Raw genomic sequence first — 25,730 nt, 5'->3', positions numbered from 1 at the left:
CCGACTTAGCATCACCGGGTGAGGTTGGAGCTGCGGCACCTGCGGGTCGTCTGCGCGATAGCCGACGCGGGCAGCGTCACCAAGGCCGCCGCGTCGCTGGGCCTGGCCGCGCCCGCGCTGACCACCCAGCTGCAGCGCATCGAGCGTACGCTCGGCGGCCAGCTGTTCGTCCGCGACCGCCGCGGCGCGCACCCGACCCCGCTGGGCGAGCTCGTGCTGGCCCGCGCCCGGGTGCTGCTGCCCGCGATGCAGGGGCTGCAGGACGAGGCGGTGCAGTTCGCCGGTACGGGCGGCGGCGCACCCGGCGACGGGCTCGGCAGCTACCGAATCGGCGCGGTCAACGGACCGCTCATCGGCGGCATGGTCCGACGCCTGGCCGCGGCGCAGCCGCACGCCCAGCTGCACACCCATCCGTCCTGGTCGGCCGCGGAGCTGGCGAGCATGCTCGGCGACGGGCGGCTGGACTTCGCGCTGATCGGCACCTGCGGCGAGGCGCAACCGCCGGACAGCCGCCTGACCTGGCACACCGTCGCCGTCGCCCCCGTCTTCGTGCTGCTGCCGGAGCAACACCCGTACGCGCGGGCCGCCGAGGTGGAGCTGGCCGCGCTGGCCGGGGCCCGCTGGACGGCCACGCCCGGCGACGGCTGCCTGGCCGACTGCTTCGCCGCCGCCTGCACCCGGGCCGGGTTCACGCCGAGCCCGATCCACGAGAACGACGTCGGCGGCGTCACCGACCTGGTCCGCGGCGGCGGCCTGGTGGCGCTGTGCCAGCCGACGTTCCGCGAGGTCGCCGGGGTGCGCGCGGTGCCGCTGGCGGGCACCCCGCTGCGCTGGCGGCACCTGATCGGCTGGCATCCGGAGGCTCCGGCGGCCGTGGCGGCACCCAAGCTCATCGAGTACGCCGCAGAGGCATACGACGACGCGATCCAGCTCAGCCCCGGCTACCGCGCCTGGCTAACCCGCCAACCCACCCCCTGACCCCGCACAGCCACCCCACCCCACCCCCACCCCGCCCGCTCCCGCCCCGCCTTGAATCGACGCTGGCCTATCCAGAGGACGATTTCGCGAAAACCGTCTTCTGGATAGGCCAGCATCGATGCTAAGTGCGGGCGGGCGGGCGGGCGTGCGGGCGGGCGGGCGTGCGGGCGGGCGGCGACACGCCGCGCACCGCCGCTCGGTCAGTGCACGACCTCCGGGAGGGTGCGCAGGTAGCGCTCGTCGGCGGGAAGCACCGCGGCACGGGGCCCGCCGGAGCGGAGCACCGTCTCCAGCGCCAGGTCCGGGTCGGCGGCGTAGTGGCCGCTCGCCCAGGCCGCGTTGGCCTCGATCACCGCCCACTCCGGCCGCCCGGTACGCGGGTCGGCGATCAGCCCCACGTCGACCACCACCGCACTGGGCAGCGCCGGCATCCCGGGCGCGAGCAGGGCCGCCGCGAAGTCGATCGCCTCCGCGCAGCGCGGATCGTCACCCGCCGCGTCCACCTCGCCCGCCACCGCGTACCGGGTGGCCGTGACGACGGCACCGTCCAGCACGAACAGCCGGAACTCGGCCAGGAACAGGACGATGTCGCTGACCAGCACCGGAAGGTCGCCGTCGGCGACGTCCGGGCCGGGCAGGGCGGCGCCGTCCGGGTACACCCGGGCGGGGAAGCTCTTGTCCTCCGGCGGCTTCACGAACGCGGCCCGCCGCAGCCCGCGCGCCCGCTCCAGGGTGGTGAACGCGATCTCGCGCCGGACCACCTCGCGCGGCAGCCGGGCCAGCCAGTCCCCATCGGGTTCGAGCAGTCCGAGGCCGAGTTCGGCGCCGACGGCGTCGGCGAACAGCGGTCCGGCGTACAGGTGCACGCCCTGCGCCTCAGCCAGGTCGCCCGGCACCCGCCACTCGCGCAGCGTCTCGACTCTCATCCCGCGCCGTCGCGCGGCGTCCGCGCAGGCCAGTCCGCTCTCGGTCACCCGAGGCGCCAGCACCAGTACCCCCGTCACGCCCGCATGCTGTCACACCGGGCCCACCCCGCACCGCCCCGTTTCCACGCCGGACGGCTCCGCGGCTCGGTCAGGCCGTGCCGGGCAGGTCGAAGATCAGGCAGGTCGAGGTCGCGTGCGCGATCAGCCGGCCGCGCTCGTCGGTCAGGTGCGCCTGGGCCAGCGCGGTACGCCGTCCCCGCGAGATCACCGTGCCCTCGCAGCGCAGCATGCCGGACTCGACCGTCGCCGGGCGCAGGAACCTGGTGTTCAGGTCCAGCGAGGTGTATCCGGTGTTCGCGGGCAGCGTGGTGTGCACCGCGCAGGCGGCCGCCGTGTCCAGCAGCGTGGACAGGATGCCGCCGTGCAGCGTGCCCAGCGGGTTGTAGTGGAACTCCTGCGCCCGCATGGTCACCACGATCCGGCCCTCTTCGGCCTCGATGCCGTCCATGCCGAGCAGGTGCATCACCGGCGGCGCGGGCAGCTCGCCCCGGCTCATCGCGCGCAGCAGCTCCAGGCCGCTGCGGCCGTCCGTCTCGGGCAGGCCGACCGCCGGGTCCTCCCAGGTGAACGTGCGGCTGCGGGTGGTGTCGGCGGTCGGCGCGAGGCGCCGGGACTGGGTCATGGACCCAGCCTCACCCGACTGGCTGAGTCTGTCAACAAGACTTAGCCTGGTGAGGTGAGACCTTCCGCACTCGACTGGTCGACCGAGAACTGCACCGTCGGCCGGGCCCTGGCCGTGCTCGGCGAACGCTGGACCCTGGTGGTGCTGCGCGAGGTCTTCAACGGGGTACGCCGCTTCGACGACATGCGCGCGCACACCGACATCCCGCGCCAGGTGCTGGCCAACCGGCTGGCCCGCCTCGTCGGCGAGGGCATCCTGCGCCGCGAGCCCTACCGCGAACCCGGCGAGCGGGAGCGCCACGAGTACCGGCTCACCGAGAAGGGGTTCGACCTGTATCCGGTGCTCGTCGCCGTACGCGAGTGGGGCGACCGCTACCTGGCCGACCCGCAGGGCCCACCGGTGGAGATGACCCACCGCGACTGCGGCGCCCTCGTCCACGCCACCCTGACCTGCGCCGACGGCCACCCCGTCACCTCACCGCGCCGCATCGCCACCCGCCCCGGCCCCGGCGCCATCCCCCGCCCCTGACGCCGGAACGCGGGCGAGGTCGTGCCCGGATCTTGCCGGAGAGCGCTCTCGCACATACTCCTCTATCGCTTGTGTACGATGTGAAGTGCCGTTTATCGTCGTGTTATCCGGACGTGCCGGGCGCCTTCGGACTGAAAGCGCTCTCACTGCCACCGGTCGAGCGGCAGTCGGCACCCGACAGGCGAAGGAAGCGGCATGCAACCCACACGCGAGCGCCCCACCCTCGAAGCCGTGGCCCGCGTGGCCGGCGTGTCGCGGGCGACGGTGTCGCGCGTGGTCAACGGCTCCCCCAAGGTCGCCGAGCCGATCCGGGCCGCGGTCCAGCGCGCCGTCGCCGAGCTCGGCTACATCCCGAACCCGGCCGCCCGGAGCCTGGTCACCCAGCGCACCGACTCGGTCGCGCTGGTGCTGCCCGAGGCGGCGGGCCGGGTCTTCTCCGACGACCCGTTCTTCCCGAGCATCATCCACGGCGTCAGCCAGGAGCTCGACACGGCGGACAAGCAGCTCGTGCTGATGATGACCAACACCGTCGCCGGGTACGAGCGCGTCGAGCGCTACACCACCGCCCGCCACGTCGACGGGGTCCTGTTCGCCTCCACGCACGGCGCCGACCCGCTGCCGGGGCAGCTGGCCCGCCTCGGCATCCCGGTCGTGGTCACCGGCCGCCCGCTGGGCCGCTCCACGGTGCCGTATGTGGACGTCGACCACGTCGGCGGCGTCCGGGCCGCGGTGCGGCACCTGCTCGACGCCGGGCGCACCCGCATCGCCACCATCGCCGGGCCGCAGGACATGATCGCCGGGATCGACCGGCTGGCCGGCTACCGGGCGGAGCTGGCCGGGTCGGACCGGCGCTCGATCGTGGCCGTCGGCGACTTCACCCGCGAGTCCGGCCAGCAGGCCATGCGGCAGCTGCTGGAGGACGATCCGCTGCTGGACGCGGTCTTCGTCGCCTCGGACCTGATGGCGCACGGCGCGCTGGCCACGCTGCGCGCGATGGGCCGCCGGGTGCCCGAGGACGTGGCCGTGGTCGGCTTCGACGACTTCGAGATCTCCCGCTACAGCGACCCGCCGCTCACGACCGTACGCCAGCCGATCCTGGATCTGGGTCGTGAGCTGGCCCGCCAGCTGCTGCGCGCGATCGCCGGCGAGGAGGCAGCCCCGGCCACCATCCTGCCCACCGAACTCGTGGTACGCGCTTCTGCCTGACCGAAGTCGGGTATACGTGGACCATGGCTGACGACTTCGACATCATCGTGCTCGGGCTGGGCGTCGGCGGCGAGGAGGTCGGCGGGAAGCTCGCCGACGCCGGGCTGCGCGTGCTGGGCATCGAGAACCGGCTGGTCGGCGGGGAGTGCCCGTACTGGGGGTGCATTCCGAGCAAGATGATGATCCGCGCCTCGGGGCTGCTGACCGAGGGCCGGCGGATCGACGGCATGGCCGGGCACGCCGAGGTGTTCCCCGACTGGGCGCCGGTGGCGCTGCGCATCCGCGACGAGGCCACCGACTCGTGGGACGACAAGGTGGCCGTCGACCGGTTCACCAACCGCGGCGGCACGTTCCTGCGCGGCACCGGGCGGCTGACCGGCCCGCGCCAGGTCGAGGTCGACGGGGTGACGTACCGGGCGAGCCGGGGCGTGGTCGTGGCGACCGGCACCGCACCGGTGATCCCGCCGATCCCGGGGCTGGCCGACACCACGTTCTGGACCAACCGGGAGGCGATCGAGGCCGACACGCTGCCCGGGTCGCTGACCGTGATAGGCGGCGGGGCGATCGGGCTGGAGCTGGCGCAGATGTTCGCCCGGTTCGGCGTCGGCGTCTGCGTGATCGAGTCCGGTGAGCGGCTGCTGGGGATGGAGGAGCCGGAGGCGTCGGAGCTGGTCGAGCAGGTGCTGCGGCGCGACGGCGCGCAGGTGCACAAGGGCGCGCGGGTGGAGCGGGTCGACGGCATGACCGTGCACCTGGCCGACGGCACCGCGATCACCAACGAGAAGCTGCTGGTCGCCACGGGGCGCACCGCCCAGCTGGGGCGGCTCGGGCTGGAGACGGTCGGGCTCGACCCGGACGCGCGGGCGATCGCCGCCGACGGGCACATGCGCGCCGGGGACGGGCTCTGGGCCGTCGGCGACGTCACCGGGCACGGCGCGTTCACCCACATGTCGATGTACCAGGCCGGGATCGCCGTCCGCGACATCCTGGGCCAGGCGGGGCCGCCCGCCGACTACCGGGCCCAGCCCCGGGTCACCTTCACCGACCCCGAGATCGGCGCGGTCGGCCTGACCGAGGCGCAGGCCCGGCACCAGGGCATCCACGTGAAGACCGCGGTGAGCCCGCTGCCGCAGTCCAGCCGCGGCTTCATCCACAAGGCGGGCAACGACGGCTTCATCAAACTGGTCGCCGACGCCGACCGCGACGTGCTGGTCGGGGCGACCTCGGCCGGTCCGAGCGGCGGCGAGGTGCTGGGCGCGCTGACGGTCGCGGTGCACGCGCAGGTGCCGCTGGAGATGCTGCGGCACATGATCTACGCGTACCCGACGTTCCACCGGGCCATCGAGGACGCGGTACACCGGCTGGACTGAGCTACGGCAGACTGCGGGGCATGCGGATACCGGTGGGTTGGGCGCGGGCGGGGCTCGCGGCGGGTGCGGCGGTGCTGGCCTGGTGGGGGCTGTGGGCGTACGCCGCACCCGCGCACTTCTTCGACGTCTTCCCCGGGTTCGGGCAGCACTGGACGGCGGCGTACCCGCCGTTCAACGAGCACCTGACCGCCGACCTCGGGGCGACCTTCCTGACGCTGGCGGTGCTGCTGGCGGTGCCCGCGGTGCGCTACCGGCGGGCCACCGCCCGGCTGGCGCTGCTCGGCGTGCTCGTCTTCGACACCCTGCACCTGGTCTTCCACACCGTCCGGCACGGCACGCTCGACACCGGGCCGCTGCTGGCGAGCCTGGTGCTGTTGGCCGGCGGCGTGCTGCTGCCGCTGGTCATGCTGCCACTGCTGCCGCCGGACCCGGCCTAAACCGCTTGCCCCGGCTGCTACACAGAAGCCATGGGGCAGACGGTGGTACGAGCGTGCACTGTGGACGACGCCGACCTGGAGTTCCTGGCGCGGCTGCGCGCGGCGGTGTTCCCGTACCGGGTGCAGTCGGTGGCCTCGCAGCGCAACGTGTTCCGCACCGTGCCGGAGCGGGCCAGGTTCACGGTGCTGCTGGCCGAGCGCGGCGGGGTCCGGGTCGGCATGGCGCGGGCCATGCTCGACTACGGCACCTCCGAGCCGGGGGCGGCCAGCGTCATCGTGAGCGTGCTCCCGGAGCACCAGGGCCTCGGCGTCGGCACCACGCTGCTGTCCGCCGCCGAGGCGCACCTGCGCTCGGTCGGCGGCACGCAGGCGCGCGGCTGGTGCCCGGACCGGCCGGAGTCGCTGGCCTGGGTGCGGCGCCACGGGTACGAGCCGGGCCGCGTCATGCGCTACAGCATGGTCGATCCGCGCACGGTGCCGCCGGTCCCGCCGCTGCCCGCAGGGGTGCGCCTGGCCGGCGCCGCCGAGGTGGGCCCGCGCGCGGTGTACGAGATCGACGCGGCCACGACCCTGGACGAACCCGGCGACACGGTCACCGACCTGATGCCGTACGAGGAATGGCTGGCCATGCACTGGCACGACCCGGACCACCACCCCGAACTCGGCACCGTGGCCTTCGTCGACGACGTCCCGGCGGCGGTGGTGCTCGTCGACGCCGATCCGGCCTCCGGCCGCTACCACAGCGCCTACACCGGGGTGCTGCGCCAGTTCCGGGGCCGCGGCCTGGCCAAACTCGCCAAGGCGGACTCGCTGCACCGCGCCGCGGCGGCCGGGTTCACCGCCGCGTACACCTCCAACGACGGCGTCAACGCGCCGATGCTGGCCGTGAACGCCTGGCTGGGCTACCGGCCCGCCGCGGTCGAGCGGTCCTGCCGCAAGACGCTGTGAAGCACCGCGCGGACACGCGCGCCAGGTGCCGTGACCAGGCGTTCTGTGATCTTAGGCTGTAGGCGCCGCCCCCTCGGTAACACCTGAGGAGCGCCCCCATGCGGGTCCACCGCCGTCTCACCACGGTCGTCATCGGTCTGCTCACGTCCGGGCTGGCCCTGGCCCCGCCCGCGGCCGCGCAGCCGCGAGCGCAGACCGCGCTGGCGCCGCAGACCGGGTTCGTCGACCAGGTCGCGGTGAGCGGGCTGTCGCAGCCGATGAACCTCGAGTTCGCCAAGGACGGCCGCCTGTTCGTGGCCGAGAAGCGCGGCGTGATCAAAGTGTACGACAGCGTCACCGACACCTCCCCCACCGTCTTCGCCGACCTGACCGCCAACGTGCACCACCAGTGGGACCGCGGCCTGCTAGGGATGGCCCTGGCCCCGGACTTCCCCGCCGACCCCTGGGTGTACGTGCTCTACACCTACGACGCCCCGCCCGGCAAGAAGGCGCCGTTCTGGCACGACGTGTGCGCCCAGCCCACCGACGGCACCTGCCTGGCGACCTCGCGGGTGTCGCGGCTCAAGGCCGCCGGGAACAGGATGACCGGCGCGGAGGAGGTGCTGGTGAGCGGCTGGTGCCAGCAGTTCCCCAGCCACTCCGTCGGCGACCTCAAGTTCGGCCGCGACGGCATGCTCTACGCCACCGCTGGCGACGGCGCCAACTTCTCCAAGGTCGACTACGGGCAGCTCGGCACCCCGGCCAACCCCTGCGGCGACCCGGCCCGCGAGGGCGGTGCGCTGCGCGCCCAGGACCCGCGCACCAGCGCCGATCCGGCCGCGTACAACGGTGCGCTGCTGCGGCTGGACCCGCGCACCGGCAAGGGCGCCCCGGACAACCCGAACGCCGGTGCCGCCGACGAGGCCGCCCGGCGCGTCGTCGCGTACGGCCTGCGCAACCCGTTCCGGTTCAACGTCCGGCCCGGCACCGACGAGGTCTGGATCAGCGACGTGGGCTGGAACGGCTACGAGGAGGTCGACCGGCTGAAATCGCCGAAGGACGCCCTGGTCAACTTCGGCTGGCCCTGCTACGAGGGGCCGGACCGGATGCGCAGCTACGACAACGCCGACCTGCCGCTGTGCGAGTCGCTGTACACGGCCGGGGGCGCGGTCACGCCGTACTTCTCGTACGGCCACACCCAGGCGGTCGCCGCGGGCGACGGGTGCGGCACCGCCGCGGGCAGCGCGGTCGGCCCGTCGCTGTTCTACCCGCGCGAGGACGGTGCCTGGCCCGACCAGTACGCCGGCTCGCTGCTGTTCACCGACTACGTGCGCAACTGCGTGTGGGCGATGCTCGCCGACGACGACGGCGTGCCCGACCCGGAGCACGTGTCGGTGCTGGCCCGCGACACCATCACGCTGACCGACCTGGCGCTGGGCCCCGACGGCGACGTCTACTACACCTCCCGCGCCGGCAGCGTGCACCGCCTGCGCCACGCGGGCGGCAACGGGGCCCCGACGGCGTACTTCACCGCCACCCCGGCCTCCGGGCCGGTGCCGCTGACGGTCGAGTTCGACGCCGCCGCCTCCACCGACCCCGACGTCCGCGACCTGGCTGAGCTCACCTACCAGTGGGACTTCACCAGCGACGGGAGCTGGGACGACACCGGACGCTCGGTCGAGCACACCTATCCGCAGCCGGGCCGGTTCGCCGCCAAGCTGCGGGTCACCGACGCGCTCGGGGCTTTCGGCGAGTACAGCACGACGATCCGCGCCGGGGGGTCGGCGCCCGTACCGGTGATCGAATGGCCGACGACCAGCCGCCTCTGGCGCGTCGGCGAGAAGACCACCTTCCAGGGCCACGCCGACGACCCGGAGCAGGGCCGGCTGCCCGCCGCCAAGCTCGCCTGGCAGCTGCGGCTGCAGCACTGCGCCGACGGCGGCGGCTGCCACACCCACGTGGTCAGCGACTTCACCGGGGTGGCCAAGGGGTCGTTCACCGGGCCCGAGCACGAGTTCCCGTCGTACCTGGAGCTGGCGCTCACCGCCACCGACGCCGACGGGCTGAGCGGCACCGTGCTGCACCGGCTGGACCCGAAGACGGTCAAGCTGACGTTCAAGACCGAGCCGTCGGGGCTGGAGCTGACGGTCGGGTCGTACACGGCCGAGACGCCGTTCACCCGCGAGCTGATCCAGGGCGCGAGCACCACGGTGACCGCGGGCAGCCCGCAGGACGACGACGGCGACACGTACGTGTGGAAGTCCTGGTCGGACAAGGGCCGGGCCACCCACGTGGTGAAGGCGCCCCCGAACGGGCGCACCTTCACCGCCGTCTTCGCCGAGGAGGAGGGCCGCTAGGCGAGCTGGCCCGCCTGGAGGTGGGCGTACGCCCCGCGCCGGTCCAGCAGCTCGTCGTGCGAGCCCACCTCCTGGATCCGCCCGCCGTGCATCACCACGATCCGGTCGGCGTTGCGGATGGTCGACAGCCGGTGCGCGACCGTGAACACGGTCCGCCCGGCGACCAGCCGCGCCAGCGCCTGCTGGATCAGCGCCTCCGAGCGGGTGTCCAGCGCCGAGGTGGCCTCGTCGAGGATCAGCACGCGCGGGTCGCGGATCAGCGCCCGCGCGATCGCCAGCCGCTGCCGCTGCCCGCCCGACAGCCGCGCGCCCCGCTCCCCCACCACGGTGTCGAGGCCGTGCGAGAGCTGGTCGACGAAGTCCAGCGCGTTGGCGTCGGCCAGCGCCTGGCGGACCCGCTCCAGCGGCACGTCGCCCATGCCGTACGTGACGTTCTCGTGGATGCTGCCCTCGAACAGGATCGGCTCCTGCGGCACCACCGACACGAACCGCCGGTACGTGCGCAGGTCCAGGTCCTGCATGTCGCGCCCGTCGAGCATGATCCGCCCGTGGGTAGGGCGCAGGAAGCCGATGACCAGGTTGAGCACCGTGGACTTGCCCGCGCCGGAGGCACCGACCAGCGCGATCCGCTCGCCGGGGGCCACCCGCAGGCTGAAGTCGGCCACGGCGTCGTCGCCGTCGTCGTACCGGAAGGTCACGTCCTGGAACTCGACCTCGCCGCGCACCTGCTCGACCTCGGCCTTGCCCGCGTTGGTCTCCAGATCGGGGGCCTGCAGCACCTCGCCGACCGAGCGCACCGACTCCAGCCCCTTGATGATGATCGGCCCGAGGGTGAGCAGCGTGGTCACCGACGCGGTCAGCGAGGTGAAGAAGGCGCTGAGCATGACCACGTCACCGGCGGTGATCGGCACCCAGCCGTAGTACGCCGCCAGCGCCGAACCGGCCAGGCAGCCCACGCCCAGCACCTGCAGCGAGGTCCAGGCCAGGGCGCCGAAGCGGCCGTTGAGCAGGTCCAGCCGCAGCCCGGCGCGCAGCACCCGGTCCAGCGAGGTGTCGACGCGGCGCACCGCGACCCGCTCCAGGCCGTGCGCGCGGGTGATCGGGATCAGCGAGGTCATCTCGGCCACCCGCGAGGACAGCCGCTCGACCTCGTGCCGGAACGACTCGTTGTCGGTGCGCATCCGCTCGCGCAGCTTCATCACCAGCAGCGCCGCGCACGGCACCAGCACCGCGAAGACCGGCAGGAACGCGGGTGCTCGCACCGCGATCACGATCAGGCCGCCGAGCAGCATCATCGTCGCGCCCGTGCCCACGTCGCCGGCCTGCTGCACCATCGTCTCGATGGCCTCGACGTCGCGGATCACCTTGGACTGCAGCACCGCGGCGCTGGCCCGGGAGTGGTAGCCGATGGACAGCTCCTGCATGCGACGCACCAGCGCCGAGCGCAGCCGGGTGCCCATCCGCCGCACCGAGCCGCTGTGGCAGCGTACGAACAGCACGTGGAACGGGTAGTTGAGGCTCAGCATGGCCAGCAGCAGCGCCGCGTTCAGCCACAGCTTCACCACCGGGCCGTGCTGCACCACCACGTCGATGACGTTGGCGGTGACCAGGGGCAGCAGCCAGGTAGGGCTGTGCTTGACCATGAACGCGAACACGCCGAGCAGGAGCTTCCAGCGGTCCTCGCGCAGCAGGTACGCCACGGTCCGGACCGGATGCTCGCCGCGGTAGCGGTGGTCGAGGGGGTGCTGCGCCAGCGCCATGTCGCGCTCCTTGCCGTGTGCTCGTGCCGGGCCGAGCACACGCGGGGGCACAGCCCTTCGCCATCGAAGTACGCGACGAGCCTATAGATCCGCCCGGCGGCGCCGTAACCGCCGGGCGGGTGAGCGGGGGTCGGTCAGGCGGGGTTGAGCTGCCTGACCACTTCGAGCGCGCCGTTGACGTGTTTGCCGATGCTGCCCATCGCGGTGAAAACGTGGCGGATGACACCGTCGCGGTCGATCACGTACGTCGACCGGCCGGGCAGCAGCCCGAACAGCGACGGCGGGATGCCGTACGACTTGCGCACGTCACCGCCCGCGTCCGACAGCAGCACGAACGGCAGCCGGTGCTTCTGGGCGAAGCCCTCGTGCGAGTCGACCGAGTCGGAGCTGACTCCGATGACCTGCGCGCCGGCCTCGGTGAACACCTCGTAGCTGTCCCGGAACGAGCACGCCTCGGCGGTGCAGCCCGGCGTGTTGTCCTTGGGGTAGAAGTACAGCACCACGGCCTGCTTGCCGCGGTAGTCGCTGAGCGTCACCTTCTCGCCGGTGTTCGACATGAGGGTGAAGTCCGGCGCGACGTCGCCGACCTGCGGTCCACTGTTCTTGGCCATAATCGATCATCCTCCCAGCCCGGAGCCTACCAACCCGGTTGTTGAACACTCACCTTCGCGCGTGCCCGGGTCGAGCAGCCCTTGGTTAAGAAGGGGCCCTTCCTCAGCTCTGGGCGAGGGTGAGGATGGCCGTCAGCGTCGCCATCGACAGCAGGCTCGACGCGAGGATCGCGTCCCGGCTGAACGCCACCCCCGCCCGATACTCCGTCGCGTACACGAAGGTGTTCTGGGCGGTAGGCAACCCCGCCACGACGGTGACCGCGACCAGCTCGGCCGGGCCGAGGTGGAACAGGAACCGCCCCGCCAGGTACGCCGCCAGCGGCTGCGCCAGCACCTTCAGCGCCACCGCGACACCCACCCCGACGCCGCGCCCAGGGCCTTCAGCGTCCGGCTGTGCGGCGGGCGGTTCGGCCGGGTCGCGGTGCAGGGACATGCCGAGGGCGAACAGGGCGGCGGGCACGGCCGCGCCGCCGAGCAGCTCCAGCGAGTGCAGCGCCCACTCCGGCGGGCGCCAGCCGCTCGCGCTGGCCAGCACCCCGAACAGCGAACCCAGGATCACGGGGGTACGCAGCGGCAGCAGCGCGATCCGCCGCCACCGCCCCTGGCCGCCGTTGGCGTCGGCGTCGAGCAGGCCCACGATCAGCGGGGTGACCAGCATGGTCTGGAACACCAGCACGGCGGTGATCAGGGAGATGTCGCGCAGCACGTAGACCGCGACGGGGATGCCGAGGTTGCCGGAGTTCACGTACGCCGCCGACATGGCCGCGATGACGCGGTCTCCGTTGCGGCCGGGCAGGAACCTGCGCGCCACGATGTACGCCAGCAGCCCGACCGCCAGCGTGCTGAGCGCGAACGCGGCCAGCGGCCGCAGCGGCAGCCCGCCCAGCGGCGTCCGGGCCAGCGTGGTGAACAGCACGGCCGGGATGGCCACCAGGAAGGTGAACGCCGCCAGCGCCTGCTGCGTGGTGCGGCTGAGCACCCCGAAGCGGATCGTCCCCCACCCCAGTGCGGTGATCATCCAGATCGGAGCGAAGGCGGCCAGCACCAGCTCACGCTAGTCCCTGACCTGGTATTGCCGGGCAATCGGGGTGACCGGCTGCCCGGAAACGCCCGATTGCCCGGCAACTCGCGCGCGGAGGAGGGACGCGCACGATCGGGTAAGGCTCTACAGCAGCGCGCGGAGGTCCTTGCGCAGGATCTTCCCGGAGGCGCTCTTGGGGATCGCCGGCACGAACGTCACCGCCCGGACCCGCTTGTACGGCGCGACCCGCTCCGCCACGAAGTCCTGCACGTCCTGCGCCGACAGCTCGGTGCCCGGGGCGAGCGCCACGAACGCGTGCGGGATCTCCTCGCCGTCGGCGTCGTGCCCCGCCACCACGGCCGCGTCGGCGATGCCCGGGTGCCCGAGCAGCATCGCCTCCAGTTCGGCGGGCGGCACCTGGTACCCCTTGTACTTGATCAGCTCCTTGACCCGGTCGACGATGAACCAGTCGCCCTCGGCGTCGACCAGGCCCACGTCACCGGTGTGCAGCCAGCCGTCGGCGTCGACGGTGGCGTCGGTGTCCGACTGCCGCCCCAGGTAGCCGCGCATCACCTGCGGACCCTTGATCCAGATCTCGCCCGGCCGGCCGACCTCGAGGTCGTCGCCGGTGGCCACGTCCACCACCCGGGCCAGCGTGTTCGGGATCAGCGGGCCGACCGTGCCGGGCTTGACCCGCGGGTCGCCGTGCACCTGCGCGTGCGACACCGGCGACAGCTCGGTCATGCCGTAGCCCTGCTTCACCACGCAGCCCAGCCGGGTCGCGCAGGCCTGCGCCAGGTCGCCGTCGAGCGGGGCGGCCCCGGAGAACACGACCTCCAGCGCCGACAGGTCGTAGTCGGCGACCACCGGGTGCTTGGCCAGGGCCAGCACGATCGGCGGGGCGACGAACGCCCGGGTCACCCGCTGGTCCTGCAGCGCGCCCAGGAACTCGGCCAGGTCGAAGCGGGGCAGCACCACCAGCGTCGCCCCGGCCGACAGCGCCATGTTCATGAGCACCGTCAGGCCGTAGATGTGGAAGAACGGCAGCACCGCCATGACCCGGTCGGCCGGGTCGTACTTGACCACCTGCTGCGACTGGACCACGTTCGACACCAGGTTGGCGTGGGTGAGCATGACGCCCTTGGCCACCCCGGTGGTGCCGCTGGAGTACGGCAGCACCGCCAGCGTCGTCGCCGGGTCCACGGTCACCGCCGGTGCCGGGTCGGCCGTCGCCATCAGCTCGGTGACCGACCGGTACCCCTCGGCCGCGTCGCACACCAGGATCTCCTGCAACTGCCCGGCCACCGCCGCCGCCCGGTCCAGGAACGCCGAGATGGTGACCAGGATCGTGGCACCGGAGTCGGTGATCTGGTTCTGCAGGTCCTTGACCGTCGACAGCGCGTTGACGGTGGTCACGGTGGCCCCGGCGGCGATCGCCGCGTGGAAGACCACCGGGTAGAGCAGGGTGTTCGGGCTGAACAGGGCGACCACGTGCCCAGGGCGCACCCCGGCGCCGGCCAGTCCGGCCGCGAGCCGCTCGACGCCGTGCGCGAGCTGCGCGTACGTCATCGTCTGCCCGGTGCGGCCGTCCACCAGCGCGGGATGGTCCCCGCGCGCGGCGGCGCCGCCCAGGACCAGCTCGGTGACGGAGACCGCGGGGATCTCGACGTCGGCCATCGGACTGCGGAACGGCATCGTCGCCTCACTCTCGCACGCGTACAGAGTCAGGTCAGCATGCAAGCTGACGCCCCGCTGGGCAATACCCGCCAACGGGTTCGCTTCGCTCCAAACTGCTCAGGGCTGCTCGGCCCGCCCGCGCCGCAGCCGCACCGCCGCCACCGCCACGCCGGCGACGACCAGCGCCGCCACGATGTGCACCACGACCGACAGCGCCCGGGAGAACCCGCTGTCCAGGCTCTCCACCGCGACCCCGTCGTGCCACCACGCGGTGAGCCCGACCCCGACCAGCACCGCCAGCACGATCAGCGCCAACCGCCCGCCCGGCAGCAGCCCCCGGCGTACGCACACCGCCAGCGCCCAGCCCGCCACCGCCAGCACGGCCAGGTTCCCCGCGAGCAGCACCGGCCCGGCCGTGTCGCCGAGGCCCTCGGGGCCGGGCGTGGAGGCGTACAGCGTGTCGACGAACAGCGCCGCGCCGCCGAGCACGGGCGCGCCGAACAGGAGCACGCGGCGGCCGGGGCCGCCCGGTCCGGACGCGCGGGCCGCGACCGCCGCGGCCAGCAGCGCCAGCAGCGCGATCGCCCCCGCCGTGAGCAGCGCCAGCGCCACCCGGCCGCCGGTCGTGGGCTCCCACACCTCGATCAGCGCCGGCGGCGGCGTGATCCGGTCGTAGGCCCACGAGCCGAGCCGGGTCCAGCTGCCGTCGACGTCGCGGCGCAGGATGCCGTCCCGCCCGTTGGCGACGATCACCACGTGACCGCGCGCCCCCGGGAACACCCGCAGGCCCTTCGAGGCGAGGCTGCCCGCGGGGGTGCCGGCCACCCCGAGGCCGAGGATGCCTCTGTCGCCGTACGACTCCTCCAGGGCGGCGAGCTGGCTCCCGCGGATCTGCCAGGCGGTGGTCCAGGTGCGACCGCCGTCCGGGCTGTACTGCACGTGCAGTTCGCCGGGCACCACCCGGTAGCACTCCTGCGCCGCGCAGTCCTCGATCTGGGCCGCCTGCGGCTGCCACGCGTCGTACGGCAGCTTCTCGAAGGTGAGGCCGCGGTCGGTGCTGCGCACCAGGTCCCGGTGCTCTTCGCTATAGCCGTCGATAGTCTCGACCAGGACGGCGCCGGAGCTGTCCGCACCGACCCAGTTCGTCTCCGGCCACTCGGGTGCGCTGGTGGCGACCGTCGCGAGCAGGGCGACGGGCACGAGCACCAGCGCGCGTACGGCGCGCAGCGCCCGCCTGCCCAGCCGGGTGCCGTCGGCGCTGCGCCGCCAGGCCCACCAGGACAGCGCCAGCGCGGGCAGGACCAGAAGATCGGTGGCGTCGGCGCGGACGACCGACGGTCCGCGCAGCGCCGACCAGGCATGCGAGGCCAGCCAGGCCCCCTGCGGGCTGGCCTTGACCAGTGCGAATCCGATCGCGGTCAGCGCCAGGGCGGCCGGGCCGAGGAAGCGGCTGGGCAGTCGCGGCGCCAGCGCGGCCAGGCAGGCCAGCAGCGGCGGGAACATCAGCATCCCGGCGACGTCGCTGAGCTTGCCGGTGACCGGGCCCGGATACCAGGCTTTGAGCAGGTGGTCGTTGAGCAGCAGCAGGGCCAGGCCGGTCAGGCTGGCCGGATGGGCCAGCCAGGCCAGCGCCCGGCCCAGTGCGTCGCGGTGTGCTCCGTCGATGTGCGCCCCGTTCGCCATGCGCCCGAGCGTCGCATCCAGACATCACGATCACGCATCGACGAGACTGCCGTTAAGAAGGGGCCCTTCTACTACGCAAAGCGATAAGAAGGGGCCCTTCCTTTCCTCAGTCCTTGTCGTTGTTGTTGTGGTGTTCGGCGAGGAAGCGCTCGAGCTCGGCGCCGAGTTCGTCGGCGGTCGGCAGCGGGGTCGGCTCGGTGAGCAGGTTGCCGGCGCGGCCGCGGGTGAAGGCGTCGTACTGCTCCTCCAGGGCGCGGACCACGGCGGCGGCCTGCTGGTTCTCGATCAGCTGGCGCTCGATCTCGGCGCGCACCCGCTCGCCCGCGTCGCGCAGGTCCTCGGTCGGCAGCAGCAGGCCGGTGGCGCGCGACACCGAGGTCAGCAGCAGCTCGGCGGCGGGCGGGTACTCGCTGTCGGCCAGGTAGTGCGGCACATGCGCGGCGAAGCCCATGGCGTCGTGCCCGGCCTGGCCGAGGCGGAACTCCAGCAGGTTCGTCATGCTGGCGGGCACCTGCACGTTGGCGATCCACGGCTCGTGGCCCACGACCAGCTCGGGGCGGGTGCCGTGGGCGGTGACGCCGGTCGGCCGGGTGTGCGGCACCGACATCGGGATGGCGTGGATGCCGATGGTCAGCCGCACCTGCAGCGCCTCGATCAGGATCTTCGAGGCCGCCGCGAAGCGCTCCCACTGCAGGTCCGGCTCCGGGCCGGTGAGCAGCAGGAACGGGGTGTCGTCGTGGTCGCGCAGGGCGTGCAGCTCCAGCGCTGGCTCGTCATAGGACTCCCAGTGGTCGGCCGCGAAGTGCATCAGCGGCCGCCGCGAGCGGTAGTCGAGCAGCTGGTCCAGGTCGAACGTCGCGACGACCTGCGAGTCGAGGGTGTCGAGCAGGTGCTCGCGGGCCAGGCGCCCGGCGGACCCGGCGTCGACGAACCCGGACAGCGCGTGCAGCAGGACCGGACGGCCCAGCTCGGGCAGGTCGTCGGCAAGCTGGTACAGCTCCTGTGGGTCGAGCACGTCGTTCGCCTCCTGCAGATGGACTTCCACCGAGGCCAACACCGGCTCCGCCGCGCGCATTCCTGCGCGCTGTCGCCGGATTGCCGGATGCGCGGCGGGCGCATCCGGCCGTCCGGTGGCGGCCTCAGCCTGCCACGGTAGCGCCGAGTCGCCGGGCCGCTTCGTGCGGCTCCACGTCCGCGACGGGTGCCGGGGCGTCCTCCCTGCGGCCCAGCCAGCCGAGGCCGACCAGGCCCAGCCCGACCACCGCCCAGGAGACCAGCACCCACAGCGCCGCCGTGCCGCCCGCGCCGCCGAACCAGGCGACCGAGCGCAGCAGGGTCGCCCCGGCGCCGATGGGCAGCCACTGCCCGACCTCGCCCCAGGGCTGGGGCAGCAGCTCCGGGGCGGCGGCGACGGCGCCCAGCGCGTTGCCGACCAGGAGCACGACCACCGCGCCCAGGGCGATGCCGCGCGGTCCGGCGACGCTGGCCAGACCGTTGACGGTGGCGCTGATCGCGAGGGTGATCAGGGCGAGCACGCCCGCCACGGGCAGCCAGTCGCCGCCGACCACGCCGAGCCACTGCTGGAGCACGGTCGCGCCGACCGCCCCGGAGAGGGCCGCGAACGCGAGCAGCCCGAGCACGCGGGCGCCGAAGCGCGGCACGGCGAAGAACAGCGCGACGGCGGCCAGGATCGAGGTGATGACCAGCGGGAAGAAGCCGGAGGCGAAGCCGCCGCCGCGCGGGTCGGCGGCGGGCAGCGGGGCCAGGTCGGTGACGGTGACCGGCGGCCCGCCCGCGCCGAGCCGCTGGGCGGCCGCGGCGAACAGGCTAGCCACGGCCGGGGACGCGGCCGAGGCGGTGTGCAGGCGCACGCCGTCGGCGCCGAGGATGAAGGCCGCGTACGCGTCGCGCTCGCGCACCGCCCGGTCGGCCGCCGCGGCGTCGCCGACCTGGGTGATCTCGAACGCGCCCGGGTCCGCGGCCGTCATCCTGGCGGTGAACGCGGCCACCGCGGGGGCCGGACCGGCCACGACGACGGGCAGGTCGCGAGGTCCGAGGTTGGCGGCGGGCGCGGCGAACAGCGGCAGCAGCAGGGACTGCAGGGCCATCACCGCCGCGGCGATGATCACGGCCACGGCCGCCGGGGACGGGGTGCGGCGCATCAGCGACTCCTTAAAACGAACGTTCATTCTCTTTGCTGTGAACAGTGCGCCAGCTCTCCGCCACCTGTCAAGAACGATCGTTCGTTTTATGATCTGGAACATGCCCCGCGTCTCGGAAGCCCACCTCGCCGCCCGCCGCCAGCAGATCATCGACGCCGCGCGGGTGTGCTTCACCAGGAACGGGTTCCACGCCACCTCGATGCAGGACGTGATCAGCGAGGCGGGGCTGTCCGTGGGCGCCTTCTACCGGTACTTCCGCAGCAAGGAGGAGCTGATCCAGGCGATCGCCGAGGACGTCATCGGCATGATCAGCAGCATCCTCGACCAGGTGCGCCGGGACGACCCCGTGCCGCCGCTCGACGTCGCGATGAGCCGCCTGCTGCGTTCGGTCGAGCCGCAGCTCGGCGCCGACGGCGTCTTCCCGCTGGCGCTGCAGGTGTGGGCCGAGTCGATGCGCAATCCGCAGCTGGCCGAGTTCGTGCGGCGGGTCTACGGCACCATCCGGCACCACTTCGACGACCTGGCCCGGCGCCAGATCGACGCCGGGCACCTGCCCGCCGGGGCGGACCCGCACGCGGTCGGCACCGTGCTGTTCAGCCTGGTGCCCGGCTACGCGCTGCAGCGGCTGCTGCTGGGCGAACCCGACGTCGACACCTACCTCGACGGCCTGCACGCCCTGCTCCCGGCGGCGTAACCGGTTGCCTCCGTGCTGGCAGGGGCCGCGCCGGGCGCCCTTAATTGACTGATGACTCAGTCAGCGGATAGCCTGGGCGGGAAGCCTGGGAGGGATGTCTGATGGCCACGCGGGCCACGGGAGCGAGCGAGCGGGTCCGGACTGCCGTGGCTGACGGCGTCCAGGAGCAGGTCGCGGCCAAGCGCTGCTGGAGCCGTCAGGCGGCGCGCCGGTTCGGTTGAGTGCGCATCCGCGCTCAACCGCCGAGCACGTTCCTTCTTCCTTCGCTTGGAGCCATTCCCATGTCCGGCCTCGCGGTCGTCACCGCTGCCCGCCGTTACCGCGCCCTCATCGCCAGCCCGGGTGTCGCCCGGGTGGCGGTCCCGTCCCTGATCGGCCGCCTGCCCTACGGCATGGCCACGCTGGTGTTCGTGCTCGCCGTGCAGCACGGCACCGGCTCGTACGCCGTCGCCGGCATCGCCACCGGCATGCACTCTGCCGTCACCGCGTTCACCGCCCCGTGGCTGGGGCGCCTGTGCGACCGGGGCCACGCCGCCGCCGTCCTGCGGGTCACCGGCGTGCTCTACGCCGCGCTGCTCACCGGGATGGTGGTGGTGCTGTGGCGGCAGGACCCGGTGTGGCTGGTCGTCGCGCTGGCGGCGGCGGCCGGGGCGGCCAACCCGCCGGTCGGGGCGGTCACCCGGGTGGTGCTGCCGGGGCTGGCCCCCGCCCACGCCAAGACGGCGTACGCCTTCGACGCGATCACGGTCGAGCTGACGTACGTGCTCGGGCCGATGCTGATCGCGGTGATCACGGCGCTGGCCGACCCGTACCTGGCGGTGGTGCTGACCGCGCTGCTCGCCACAGTCGGCTCGCTGGGGCTGGCGGCCGCGCCCGGCCTAACCGCCCGCTACCACGAGATCCGCACCGGCGCCGTGTCAGCCGCCCCGCTGCGGCGCGACCGGGCCCGGCTGCTGCTGCTCAGCATGGTGATCGTGCTGCTCGTCGGCGCCCTGGAGGCCGCCGCGTACGGCGTGATGGAAGTCGCCATCCCCGCCTACGCCGCCGACCTGGGCACACCCCAGTTCGCCGGGGCCGTGGTCGCCGCGTGGAGCGCCGGATCCATCACCGGCGGCATCTGGTTCTCCGGCCTGAACCCGAAGCTGGGCCAGGCCAAGCTGTTCGCCCTCCTGCTCGGCCTGAACACGGTCGGCTTCGCCGCGATGCTGCTGGCCGGCGGCCTGCCGAGCCTCGCGCTGATCCTGTTCCTCGGTGGAATGGTCATATCCCCGACAACAGCGGTCGAGTGCGCGCTCGTGACCGACATCGCCCCCGCCGGGCGCAGCACCGAGGCGTTCACGCTGGTAGGGACGGGTATCTATGTCGGATTCGCCGCCGGTTCGTCGCTGTCCGGCCTTCTCATCTCCCATGGCACCGCGCTGAGCAGCGTCATCCTCGTGGCGACCGGGATGGTGGGATTGGGGGCACTGCTCGCGTGGACCGGGCGGCGGCGCATCGCCGCCGATGCCGCGCGGGGTGCCGCGACCGCATCGGATACTCCGGTAGGGGCCTGATCAGCGACTCAGCCGATGCTCGTCCTGGTCGATTGTGCGTTAGGGTTTGGCGCGTGGCCCGACGAACTGCCGAAGTGCGCCTCGATGCGCTGCTGCGCACCGCCGTAGACGTGATCGTCGAACGCGGCTTCGCCAACACGCGCACGGCCGACGTCGCCAAGGCCGCCGGAGTCAGCCAGGCGCTGGTGTTCTACCACTTCACCAGCAAGGACGCCCTGCTGGCGCAGGCCTTCGCGTACGCGGCCGAGCAGGACGTGGCCCGCCTCCACGCCGTGATCGAATCCAACGCCACATCCACCGAGAAGCTGAAGAAGCTGGTGAAACTGCTCGCCCCGGCGGGGCGGTCCAAGTCCTGGCTGATGTGGATCGACGGCTGGTCCGAGGCGCTGCGCGCGCCCGAGCTGGAGAAGGTCTCCCGGAAGATGGATCTCCGGTGGAAGGAGGGGCTGACCGAGGTCATCGCGGCCGGGGTCGCCGACGGCTCCTTCACCTGCGACGATCCGGCCGGAGCCGCCTGGCGCATCAACGCCATCATCGACGGCCTCGCCGTCCAGCTCACCGTCCACGAGAAGGCGATATCCCGCAAGCAGGCCTTCGAATGGATGCGCATGGTCACGGCCCGCGAAGTCGGCGTAGACCCCGCCGACCTCGCTTAGCCTGCTGGCGCCCGCCTCCGCGGGCGCGGCACTGTGTTGCCGGCGCCCGCCTCCGCGGGCGCGGCACGCTCGACGGTACTGCCGGCGCCCGCCTCCGCGGGCGCGGCACGCTCGACGGTACTGCCGGCGCCCGCCTCCGCGGGCGCAGCACGCTCGCCTTTCAGGCGGCGTCTTCCCTCGTCGCTGCCGAGCCTTCGGCTCGGTCACGCTCCTCAGTCCAGACGCCGCCGGCGAGCGTGCAGCACCATCTCGTGGCCGAGGTCAGCGGGTGAGGCCGGTGAGGGTGGCGACCGTGAGGGGGCCGAGGGTGGGTAGGTGGTAGCCGCCCTCGTGGACGGCGACGACCGGCAGGCCCAGCTCGGCGAGGATGGCGCCGGTGTCGTGGTAGCCCTGCTCGGTGACCTGGAGGGGGCTCTCGGGGTCGGCGGCGGCGGCGTCCACGCCGAGGGAGAGCACGATGGCGTCGGCGCGGCCGGCGACGAACTCGGCCATGCGGCGTACCCCCTCGAGCCAGGTCTGGTCGCCGCTGCCCGGCGCGATCGGGAGGTTGAGGTTGGCCCCCTGCCCGGCGCCGGTGCCGGTCTCGTCGGCGAACCCGGCGTAGTGCGGGAACCAGCCCGCGCCCGGGTCGACGTGCACCGAGGTGTAGAGCACGTCGGCGCGGTCGTAGAAGATGGACTGGGTGCCGTTGCCGTGGTGGGCGTCCACGTCGACCACGGCGACCCGGCCGAGCCCGGCCCGCCGCAGCGCCAGCGCCGCCACCGCGGCGTTGTTCAGGTAGCAGGAGCCGCCGAAGCCGGTCCGGGTGGCGTGGTGGCCGGGCGGGCGGCACAGCGCGTACGCGGCCCGCTCCCCCGCGGCGACCAGGTCGGCCGCGGTCGCGGCGGCGTGCGCGGCGGCCTGGGCGGCGGGCCACGTCCCCGGCCCGACCAGCGTCATCGTGTCGTAGCAGAACTGCCCGGCGCGGGCGTGGGCGGCCGTCGGGCGGCGCAGCGGCAGCCCCTCCAGCATCGCCTGGGTCGGGAACACGTACGGCACCACGCGGTTCTGGTGTTCGAGGTAGCCGCCGTCCACCCACTCGCGGTAGCTGCCCTCCAGGTACGCCACCAGCGCCGGGTCGTGCGCCAGCGGCAGCAGCCCGTCGGCCAGCGGGCGGGCCGGCACCAGCCGCGCGCCCGCGCCCACCAGCGCCGCGCGTAGCACGGTGGCCCGCTCGGGCAGTTCGGTGCCGGGCGTGCGCACGCCGATCCAGATCTCGGCCTCCGGCACGTGCCGCAGCACCTCGTCGCTCCACACCACCGGCAGGTCCAGCTTCGCCATCCCGGCATGATGCCAGCCCGGATCGTTGCACCGAGGGGATCGTTACTGAGTCGAGACTCAGCTAGGCTCCGGCCATGCCACGCGTCACCGACCTCGGTATCACCATCGGCTCCCTGCCCAGCGGCCCCAGCCGGTCCATCGTCGACGTGCCCGGCGTCGGCGTCGGCCACACCACCGTATGGCGCGACGAGCAGCCCCCGCCACTCGGACGCGGCATCGCGCGCACCGGCGTCACCGTGATCGACCCCGGCGGCAACGCCTTCCACGCGCCGATCCCGGCGGGCGGCTCGGTGCTCAACGGCGCGGGCGAGTGCACCGGCTTCATCTCCGCGCAGGAGTGGGGCCTGGTCGAGACCCCGATCTTCCTCACCTCCACCATGCAGCTCGGCCGGGTGTACGACGCCGCCTGCGAACTGCTGACGGCCGAGGAGCCCGCCATCGGCGACGACGACGTGATCATCCCAGTGGTCGCCGAGTGCGACGACAGCTTCCTCAGCGAGTCCCGCCGGATGCAGGTGACCCGCGACGACGTCGCCGCCGCGCTGGCCGCCGCCCGCGCCGGCGCCGCCGCGGCCCAGGCCGACCGGGCCGCCGGGCGGGCACCCCGGCCGCCCGCCGAGGGCGCGGTCGGCTCCGGCACCGGCATGAGCTGCCTGGGCTTCAAGGGCGGCATCGGCACCGCCTCCCGGGTGGTGCCCAGCGGGCACACCGTCGGCGTACTGGCGATGACCAACTTCGGCGAGCGCGGGCGGCTGACCGTGGCGGGCGTACCGGTCGGGCAGTCGCTGCCCGAGGCGGCCGCACCGACCGCGCCCCCGGCCGGCTCCTGCATCGTCGTGATCATCACCGACGCGCCGATCGACCCCGCCGGATGCCGACGGCTGGCGACCCGGGCCGGGCTCGGCCTGGCCCGCACCGGCTCCACCGCCCACCACTCCAGCGGCGAGATCTTCCTGGCCCTGGCCACCGGCCTGCGCGCACCTCGCGGCACCACCTCCGACCGGGTGGCGCTGCAGGGCCGCGCCCTGGACCCGTTCTTCGCCGCCGTGGTCGAGGCCACCGAGGAGAGCGTCCTGAACAGCCTGCTCAACGCCCCCACGGTCACCGGCCGCAACGGCAACACCTCCGAAGGCCTCCCCGTGGACCGGCTAACGGAACTCCTGCACCACCACCACTGACCCCAACCCCGCACCGCACCGCACCGCACCGCACCGCACCACGCCGCACCGCGCCGCGCCTTGAATAGACGTTGGCCTATTACGTCGAGTTTGACCTTCCGCCAGTCGACGTAATAGGCCAACGTCTACATTGGAGTGCATGATGATCGGTGTGCGGTGTCACTTTGTGTGGCGCTGGTACAGGTTTCGACCGCCAGCAGCGATCACCCGAAGCGACGCGCGCTCCGGCAGCGATCACCCGAAGTGGCGCACGCGCCGGTAAGCGCTTTCCATCGCCGTTGACCCAGCCCAGACCCGCCTAGTAAGGTTCCCCGCGATACAGAAAGCGTTTTCCACTCTGTTTCCGTCGGCTGATCTCCGGAGACCCCATGACCAGGAACTCCCGGCCCTGGTGGCGCGACGCCGTCATCTACCAGGTCTACCCGCGCAGCTTCGCCGACGCCGACGGCGACGGCATCGGTGACGTCAACGGCCTGCGTGACCGCCTCCCCTACCTGCGCGGCCTCGGCATCGACGCGATCTGGCTCAGCCCCTGGTACGTCTCCCCCATGGCCGACGCGGGCTACGACGTCGCCGACTACCGCGACATCGACCCCGTCTTCGGCACGCTGGCCCAGGCGGAGGCGTTCCTCGCCGAGGCGCACGCGCTGGACCTGCGGGTCATCGTCGACATCGTGCCCAACCACTGCTCCGACCGGCATCCCGCCTTCGCGGCGGCGCTGGCGGCCGCGCCCGGTGCGCCGCAGCGGGACCTGTTCTGGTTCCGCCCCGGCCGGGGCGCGCACGGCGAGCTGCCGCCCAACGACTGGCGCTCGCACTTCGGCGGTCCGGCGTGGACCCGCGTGCCCGACGGCGAGTGGTACCTGCACATGTTCGCCCCCGAGCAGCCCGACTGGAACTGGGACCACCCGGCCGTCCGCGCCGACTTCGAGACCACCCTGCGGTTCTGGCTCGACCGGGGCGTGGACGGATTCCGCATCGACGTCGCCGACCACCTGGTGAAGGACCCGGCCCTGCCGGACGTGACGGCGCTCGCCCCGGGCTCCATCTCGCCCTGGCGCGACCAGGAGGGCGTGCACGAGATCTTCCGGAGCTGGCGCGCCATCGCCGACTCGTACCCCCAGCAGGCGGTCTTCGTCGGTGAGCTGTGGGAACCGAACGCCGACCGGTTCACCCGCTACCTGCGCCCAAACGAACTGCACACCGGGTTCAACTTCGCGTTCCTGTCCTGCCCCTGGGACGCCCTGTCGTTCCGGGCGGTGATCGACGAGACGCTGAGCACGCACGCGCCGATCGGCGCGCCGGCGACCTGGGTCCTGTCCAACCACGATGTGGTACGGCACGTGACGCGCTACGGCCGCGCCGACACCTCGCACTCCTTCGCCCCCGACGCGATGACGCACACCGCCGACCTGGCCCTGGGCACCCGCCGGGCGCGCGCGGCGGCGCTGCTCAGCCTGGCCCTGCCCGGCAGCGCGTACGTGTACCAGGGTGAGGAGCTGGGCCTGCCCGAGGTGCAGAACCTGCCCGACGAGGTGCTGCGGGACCCGCGCTGGATCCGGTCGGGCCGCACCGACCGGGGCCGCGACGGCTGCCGGGTCCCGCTGCCCTGGTCGGGCACGGCCAAGCCGTACGGCTTCAGCCCCGGCTGGGCCACCGCCGACCCGTGGCTGCCGCAGCCGGACGCGTGGGCGGCGCTGAGCGCCGACGCCCAGTCGGGCAGCCGCCCCTCCATGCTGGAGCTGTACCGGCGCGCCCTGCACCTGCGCCGCACCGAGCCCGACCTGGGCGACGGCACGCTGACCTGGCTCGACACCGCCGGCTCGGCCGCCGACGGCGTGCTCTACTTCCAGCGCGGCGACGGCTTCGCCTGCCTGGTGAACCTGTCCGGGCACCCGGTGCCGCTGCCCCCGCACGGCTACCTGCTGCTGTCCAGCGACCCGCTGCAGGACCTCAAGGTCGCCCCCGACAGCGCCGTCTGGCTGCGCCTGTCATGAGCGGCAC

At 73.2% G+C, this 25,730-nt stretch carries 22 protein-coding genes; 12 read left to right on the top strand and 10 right to left on the bottom strand.

The window, feature by feature from the left end:
- Positions 1-18: 18 nt before the first annotated feature.
- Entirely contained in the window at positions 19-978 is a 960-nt protein-coding gene (locus QEZ54_RS13730; RefSeq protein ID WP_281304962.1) for a LysR family transcriptional regulator, read from the top strand.
- Positions 979-1,178: 200 nt separating this feature from the next.
- Here the strand turns inward: QEZ54_RS13730 and QEZ54_RS13725 are convergent, their stop codons facing one another.
- Together QEZ54_RS13725 and QEZ54_RS13720 are read right to left on the bottom strand one after the other, a co-directional pair.
- Positions 1,179-1,982 (bottom strand): ATP-grasp domain-containing protein, encoded by an 804-nt coding sequence (locus tag QEZ54_RS13725; RefSeq protein WP_281304961.1) that lies wholly within the window; start codon positions 1,980-1,982, stop codon positions 1,179-1,181.
- A gap of 70 nt (positions 1,983-2,052) precedes the next feature.
- Complete coding sequence (locus QEZ54_RS13720; RefSeq protein WP_281304960.1) at positions 2,053-2,586, bottom strand: PaaI family thioesterase; 534 nt, start codon at positions 2,584-2,586, stop codon at positions 2,053-2,055.
- A 54-nt stretch (positions 2,587-2,640) separates the two neighbouring features.
- On the opposite strand from QEZ54_RS13720, the gene QEZ54_RS13715 reads away from it, so the two are divergent.
- From QEZ54_RS13715 to QEZ54_RS13690, 6 genes are all read left to right on the top strand, one after another.
- Complete coding sequence (locus QEZ54_RS13715; protein ID WP_281304959.1) at positions 2,641-3,114, top strand: helix-turn-helix domain-containing protein; 474 nt, start codon at positions 2,641-2,643, stop codon at positions 3,112-3,114.
- Positions 3,115-3,309: 195 nt separating this feature from the next.
- Positions 3,310-4,320, top strand: coding sequence for a LacI family DNA-binding transcriptional regulator (locus tag QEZ54_RS13710; protein WP_281304958.1), 1,011 nt, complete (start codon positions 3,310-3,312; stop codon positions 4,318-4,320).
- 23 nt (positions 4,321-4,343) lie between these two features.
- On the top strand, positions 4,344-5,690 hold the full coding sequence (locus QEZ54_RS13705) for an NAD(P)/FAD-dependent oxidoreductase (protein ID WP_281304957.1): 1,347 nt from the start codon (positions 4,344-4,346) through the stop codon (positions 5,688-5,690).
- A gap of 20 nt (positions 5,691-5,710) precedes the next feature.
- Positions 5,711-6,127 (top strand): hypothetical protein, encoded by a 417-nt coding sequence (locus QEZ54_RS13700; protein ID WP_281304956.1) that lies wholly within the window; start codon positions 5,711-5,713, stop codon positions 6,125-6,127.
- Between the two features lie 30 nt (positions 6,128-6,157).
- Positions 6,158-7,075 carry a GNAT family N-acetyltransferase gene (locus QEZ54_RS13695; RefSeq protein WP_281304955.1) on the top strand — a complete coding sequence of 306 codons (918 nt, stop codon included), beginning with the start codon at positions 6,158-6,160 and terminating at the stop codon, positions 7,073-7,075.
- A gap of 98 nt (positions 7,076-7,173) precedes the next feature.
- Complete coding sequence (locus QEZ54_RS13690; RefSeq protein ID WP_281304954.1) at positions 7,174-9,411, top strand: PQQ-dependent sugar dehydrogenase; 2,238 nt, start codon at positions 7,174-7,176, stop codon at positions 9,409-9,411.
- Here QEZ54_RS13690 and QEZ54_RS13685 read toward each other — a convergent pair.
- The 7 genes from QEZ54_RS13685 to QEZ54_RS13655 all read right to left on the bottom strand — a co-directional run bounded on the left by QEZ54_RS13685 (position 9,408) and on the right by QEZ54_RS13655 (position 18,325).
- Complete coding sequence (locus tag QEZ54_RS13685) at positions 9,408-11,171, bottom strand: ABC transporter ATP-binding protein (protein ID WP_281304953.1); 1,764 nt, start codon at positions 11,169-11,171, stop codon at positions 9,408-9,410. The genes QEZ54_RS13690 and QEZ54_RS13685 overlap by 4 nt on opposite strands.
- Before the next feature lie 134 nt (positions 11,172-11,305).
- Positions 11,306-11,782 (bottom strand): peroxiredoxin, encoded by a 477-nt coding sequence (locus tag QEZ54_RS13680; protein ID WP_281304952.1) that lies wholly within the window; start codon positions 11,780-11,782, stop codon positions 11,306-11,308.
- A 103-nt stretch (positions 11,783-11,885) separates the two neighbouring features.
- Positions 11,886-12,827 (bottom strand): AEC family transporter, encoded by a 942-nt coding sequence (locus QEZ54_RS13675; RefSeq protein WP_281304951.1) that lies wholly within the window; start codon positions 12,825-12,827, stop codon positions 11,886-11,888.
- A gap of 120 nt (positions 12,828-12,947) precedes the next feature.
- A complete protein-coding gene (locus QEZ54_RS13670) occupies positions 12,948-14,498 on the bottom strand; it encodes an AMP-binding protein (protein WP_281304950.1) in 1,551 nt (516 codons plus the stop codon).
- 99 nt (positions 14,499-14,597) lie between these two features.
- On the bottom strand, positions 14,598-16,163 hold the full coding sequence (locus tag QEZ54_RS13665) for a hypothetical protein (protein ID WP_281304949.1): 1,566 nt from the start codon (positions 16,161-16,163) through the stop codon (positions 14,598-14,600).
- 106 nt (positions 16,164-16,269) lie between these two features.
- A complete protein-coding gene (locus QEZ54_RS13660; protein ID WP_281304948.1) occupies positions 16,270-17,178 on the bottom strand; it encodes a PAC2 family protein in 909 nt (302 codons plus the stop codon).
- 124 nt (positions 17,179-17,302) lie between these two features.
- Positions 17,303-18,325, bottom strand: coding sequence for a hypothetical protein (locus tag QEZ54_RS13655; protein WP_281304947.1), 1,023 nt, complete (start codon positions 18,323-18,325; stop codon positions 17,303-17,305).
- 100 nt (positions 18,326-18,425) lie between these two features.
- Here QEZ54_RS13655 and QEZ54_RS13650 point away from each other — a divergent pair, with 100 nt between their 5' ends.
- The 3 genes from QEZ54_RS13650 to QEZ54_RS13640 all read left to right on the top strand — a co-directional run bounded on the left by QEZ54_RS13650 (position 18,426) and on the right by QEZ54_RS13640 (position 21,228).
- On the top strand, positions 18,426-19,019 hold the full coding sequence (locus QEZ54_RS13650; RefSeq protein ID WP_281304946.1) for a TetR/AcrR family transcriptional regulator: 594 nt from the start codon (positions 18,426-18,428) through the stop codon (positions 19,017-19,019).
- A 281-nt stretch (positions 19,020-19,300) separates the two neighbouring features.
- Positions 19,301-20,572: an MFS transporter gene (locus QEZ54_RS13645; protein WP_281304945.1), complete on the top strand. Its 1,272-nt coding sequence runs from the start codon at positions 19,301-19,303 to the stop codon at positions 20,570-20,572.
- A 53-nt stretch (positions 20,573-20,625) separates the two neighbouring features.
- Entirely contained in the window at positions 20,626-21,228 is a 603-nt protein-coding gene (locus QEZ54_RS13640) for a TetR/AcrR family transcriptional regulator (protein ID WP_281304944.1), read from the top strand.
- Positions 21,229-21,489: 261 nt separating this feature from the next.
- On the opposite strand, the gene QEZ54_RS13635 is transcribed toward QEZ54_RS13640, so the two are convergent.
- Positions 21,490-22,548, bottom strand: a complete 1,059-nt coding sequence (locus tag QEZ54_RS13635) for a hypothetical protein (RefSeq protein ID WP_281304943.1) — start codon at positions 22,546-22,548, stop codon at positions 21,490-21,492.
- A 74-nt stretch (positions 22,549-22,622) separates the two neighbouring features.
- On the opposite strand from QEZ54_RS13635, the gene QEZ54_RS13630 reads away from it, so the two are divergent.
- Together QEZ54_RS13630 and QEZ54_RS13625 are read left to right on the top strand one after the other, a co-directional pair.
- A complete protein-coding gene (locus tag QEZ54_RS13630; protein WP_281304942.1) occupies positions 22,623-23,726 on the top strand; it encodes a P1 family peptidase in 1,104 nt (367 codons plus the stop codon).
- Between the two features lie 368 nt (positions 23,727-24,094).
- Positions 24,095-25,723, top strand: a complete 1,629-nt coding sequence (locus QEZ54_RS13625; protein WP_281304941.1) for a glycoside hydrolase family 13 protein — start codon at positions 24,095-24,097, stop codon at positions 25,721-25,723.
- Positions 25,724-25,730: the final 7 nt, after the last annotated feature.

Origin of the sequence: Catellatospora sp. KI3, assembly GCF_029948125.1 — a bacterium.
In the GTDB taxonomy this organism is placed as follows: Bacteria; Actinomycetota; Actinomycetes; order Mycobacteriales; family Micromonosporaceae; genus Catellatospora.
The sequence above is the reverse complement of the archived record's forward strand: the minus strand, read 5'-3'. Positions and strand labels throughout refer to the sequence as shown.

Excerpts from the sequence above, each read along its gene's own strand:
- QEZ54_RS13665 (WP_281304949.1), bottom strand. The coding sequence starts at position 16,163 with ATGGCGAACGGGGCGCACATCGACGGAGCACACCGCGACGCACTGGGC.
- QEZ54_RS13680 (WP_281304952.1), bottom strand. The coding sequence starts at position 11,782 with ATGGCCAAGAACAGTGGACCGCAGGTCGGCGACGTCGCGCCGGACTTC.
- QEZ54_RS13705 (WP_281304957.1), top strand. The coding sequence starts at position 4,344 with ATGGCTGACGACTTCGACATCATCGTGCTCGGGCTGGGCGTCGGCGGC.
- QEZ54_RS13720 (WP_281304960.1), bottom strand. The coding sequence starts at position 2,586 with ATGACCCAGTCCCGGCGCCTCGCGCCGACCGCCGACACCACCCGCAGC.
- QEZ54_RS13635 (WP_281304943.1), bottom strand. The coding sequence starts at position 22,548 with ATGGCGAAGCTGGACCTGCCGGTGGTGTGGAGCGACGAGGTGCTGCGG.
- QEZ54_RS13710 (WP_281304958.1), top strand. The coding sequence starts at position 3,310 with ATGCAACCCACACGCGAGCGCCCCACCCTCGAAGCCGTGGCCCGCGTG.
- QEZ54_RS13700 (WP_281304956.1), top strand. The coding sequence starts at position 5,711 with ATGCGGATACCGGTGGGTTGGGCGCGGGCGGGGCTCGCGGCGGGTGCG.
- QEZ54_RS13695 (WP_281304955.1), top strand. The coding sequence starts at position 6,158 with ATGGGGCAGACGGTGGTACGAGCGTGCACTGTGGACGACGCCGACCTG.
- QEZ54_RS13645 (WP_281304945.1), top strand. The coding sequence starts at position 19,301 with ATGTCCGGCCTCGCGGTCGTCACCGCTGCCCGCCGTTACCGCGCCCTC.
- QEZ54_RS13670 (WP_281304950.1), bottom strand. The coding sequence starts at position 14,498 with ATGCCGTTCCGCAGTCCGATGGCCGACGTCGAGATCCCCGCGGTCTCC.
- QEZ54_RS13630 (WP_281304942.1), top strand. The coding sequence starts at position 22,623 with ATGCCACGCGTCACCGACCTCGGTATCACCATCGGCTCCCTGCCCAGC.
- QEZ54_RS13685 (WP_281304953.1), bottom strand. The coding sequence starts at position 11,171 with ATGGCGCTGGCGCAGCACCCCCTCGACCACCGCTACCGCGGCGAGCAT.
- QEZ54_RS13655 (WP_281304947.1), bottom strand. The coding sequence starts at position 18,325 with ATGCGCCGCACCCCGTCCCCGGCGGCCGTGGCCGTGATCATCGCCGCG.
- QEZ54_RS13650 (WP_281304946.1), top strand. The coding sequence starts at position 18,426 with ATGCCCCGCGTCTCGGAAGCCCACCTCGCCGCCCGCCGCCAGCAGATC.
- QEZ54_RS13690 (WP_281304954.1), top strand. The coding sequence starts at position 7,174 with ATGCGGGTCCACCGCCGTCTCACCACGGTCGTCATCGGTCTGCTCACG.
- QEZ54_RS13625 (WP_281304941.1), top strand. The coding sequence starts at position 24,095 with ATGACCAGGAACTCCCGGCCCTGGTGGCGCGACGCCGTCATCTACCAG.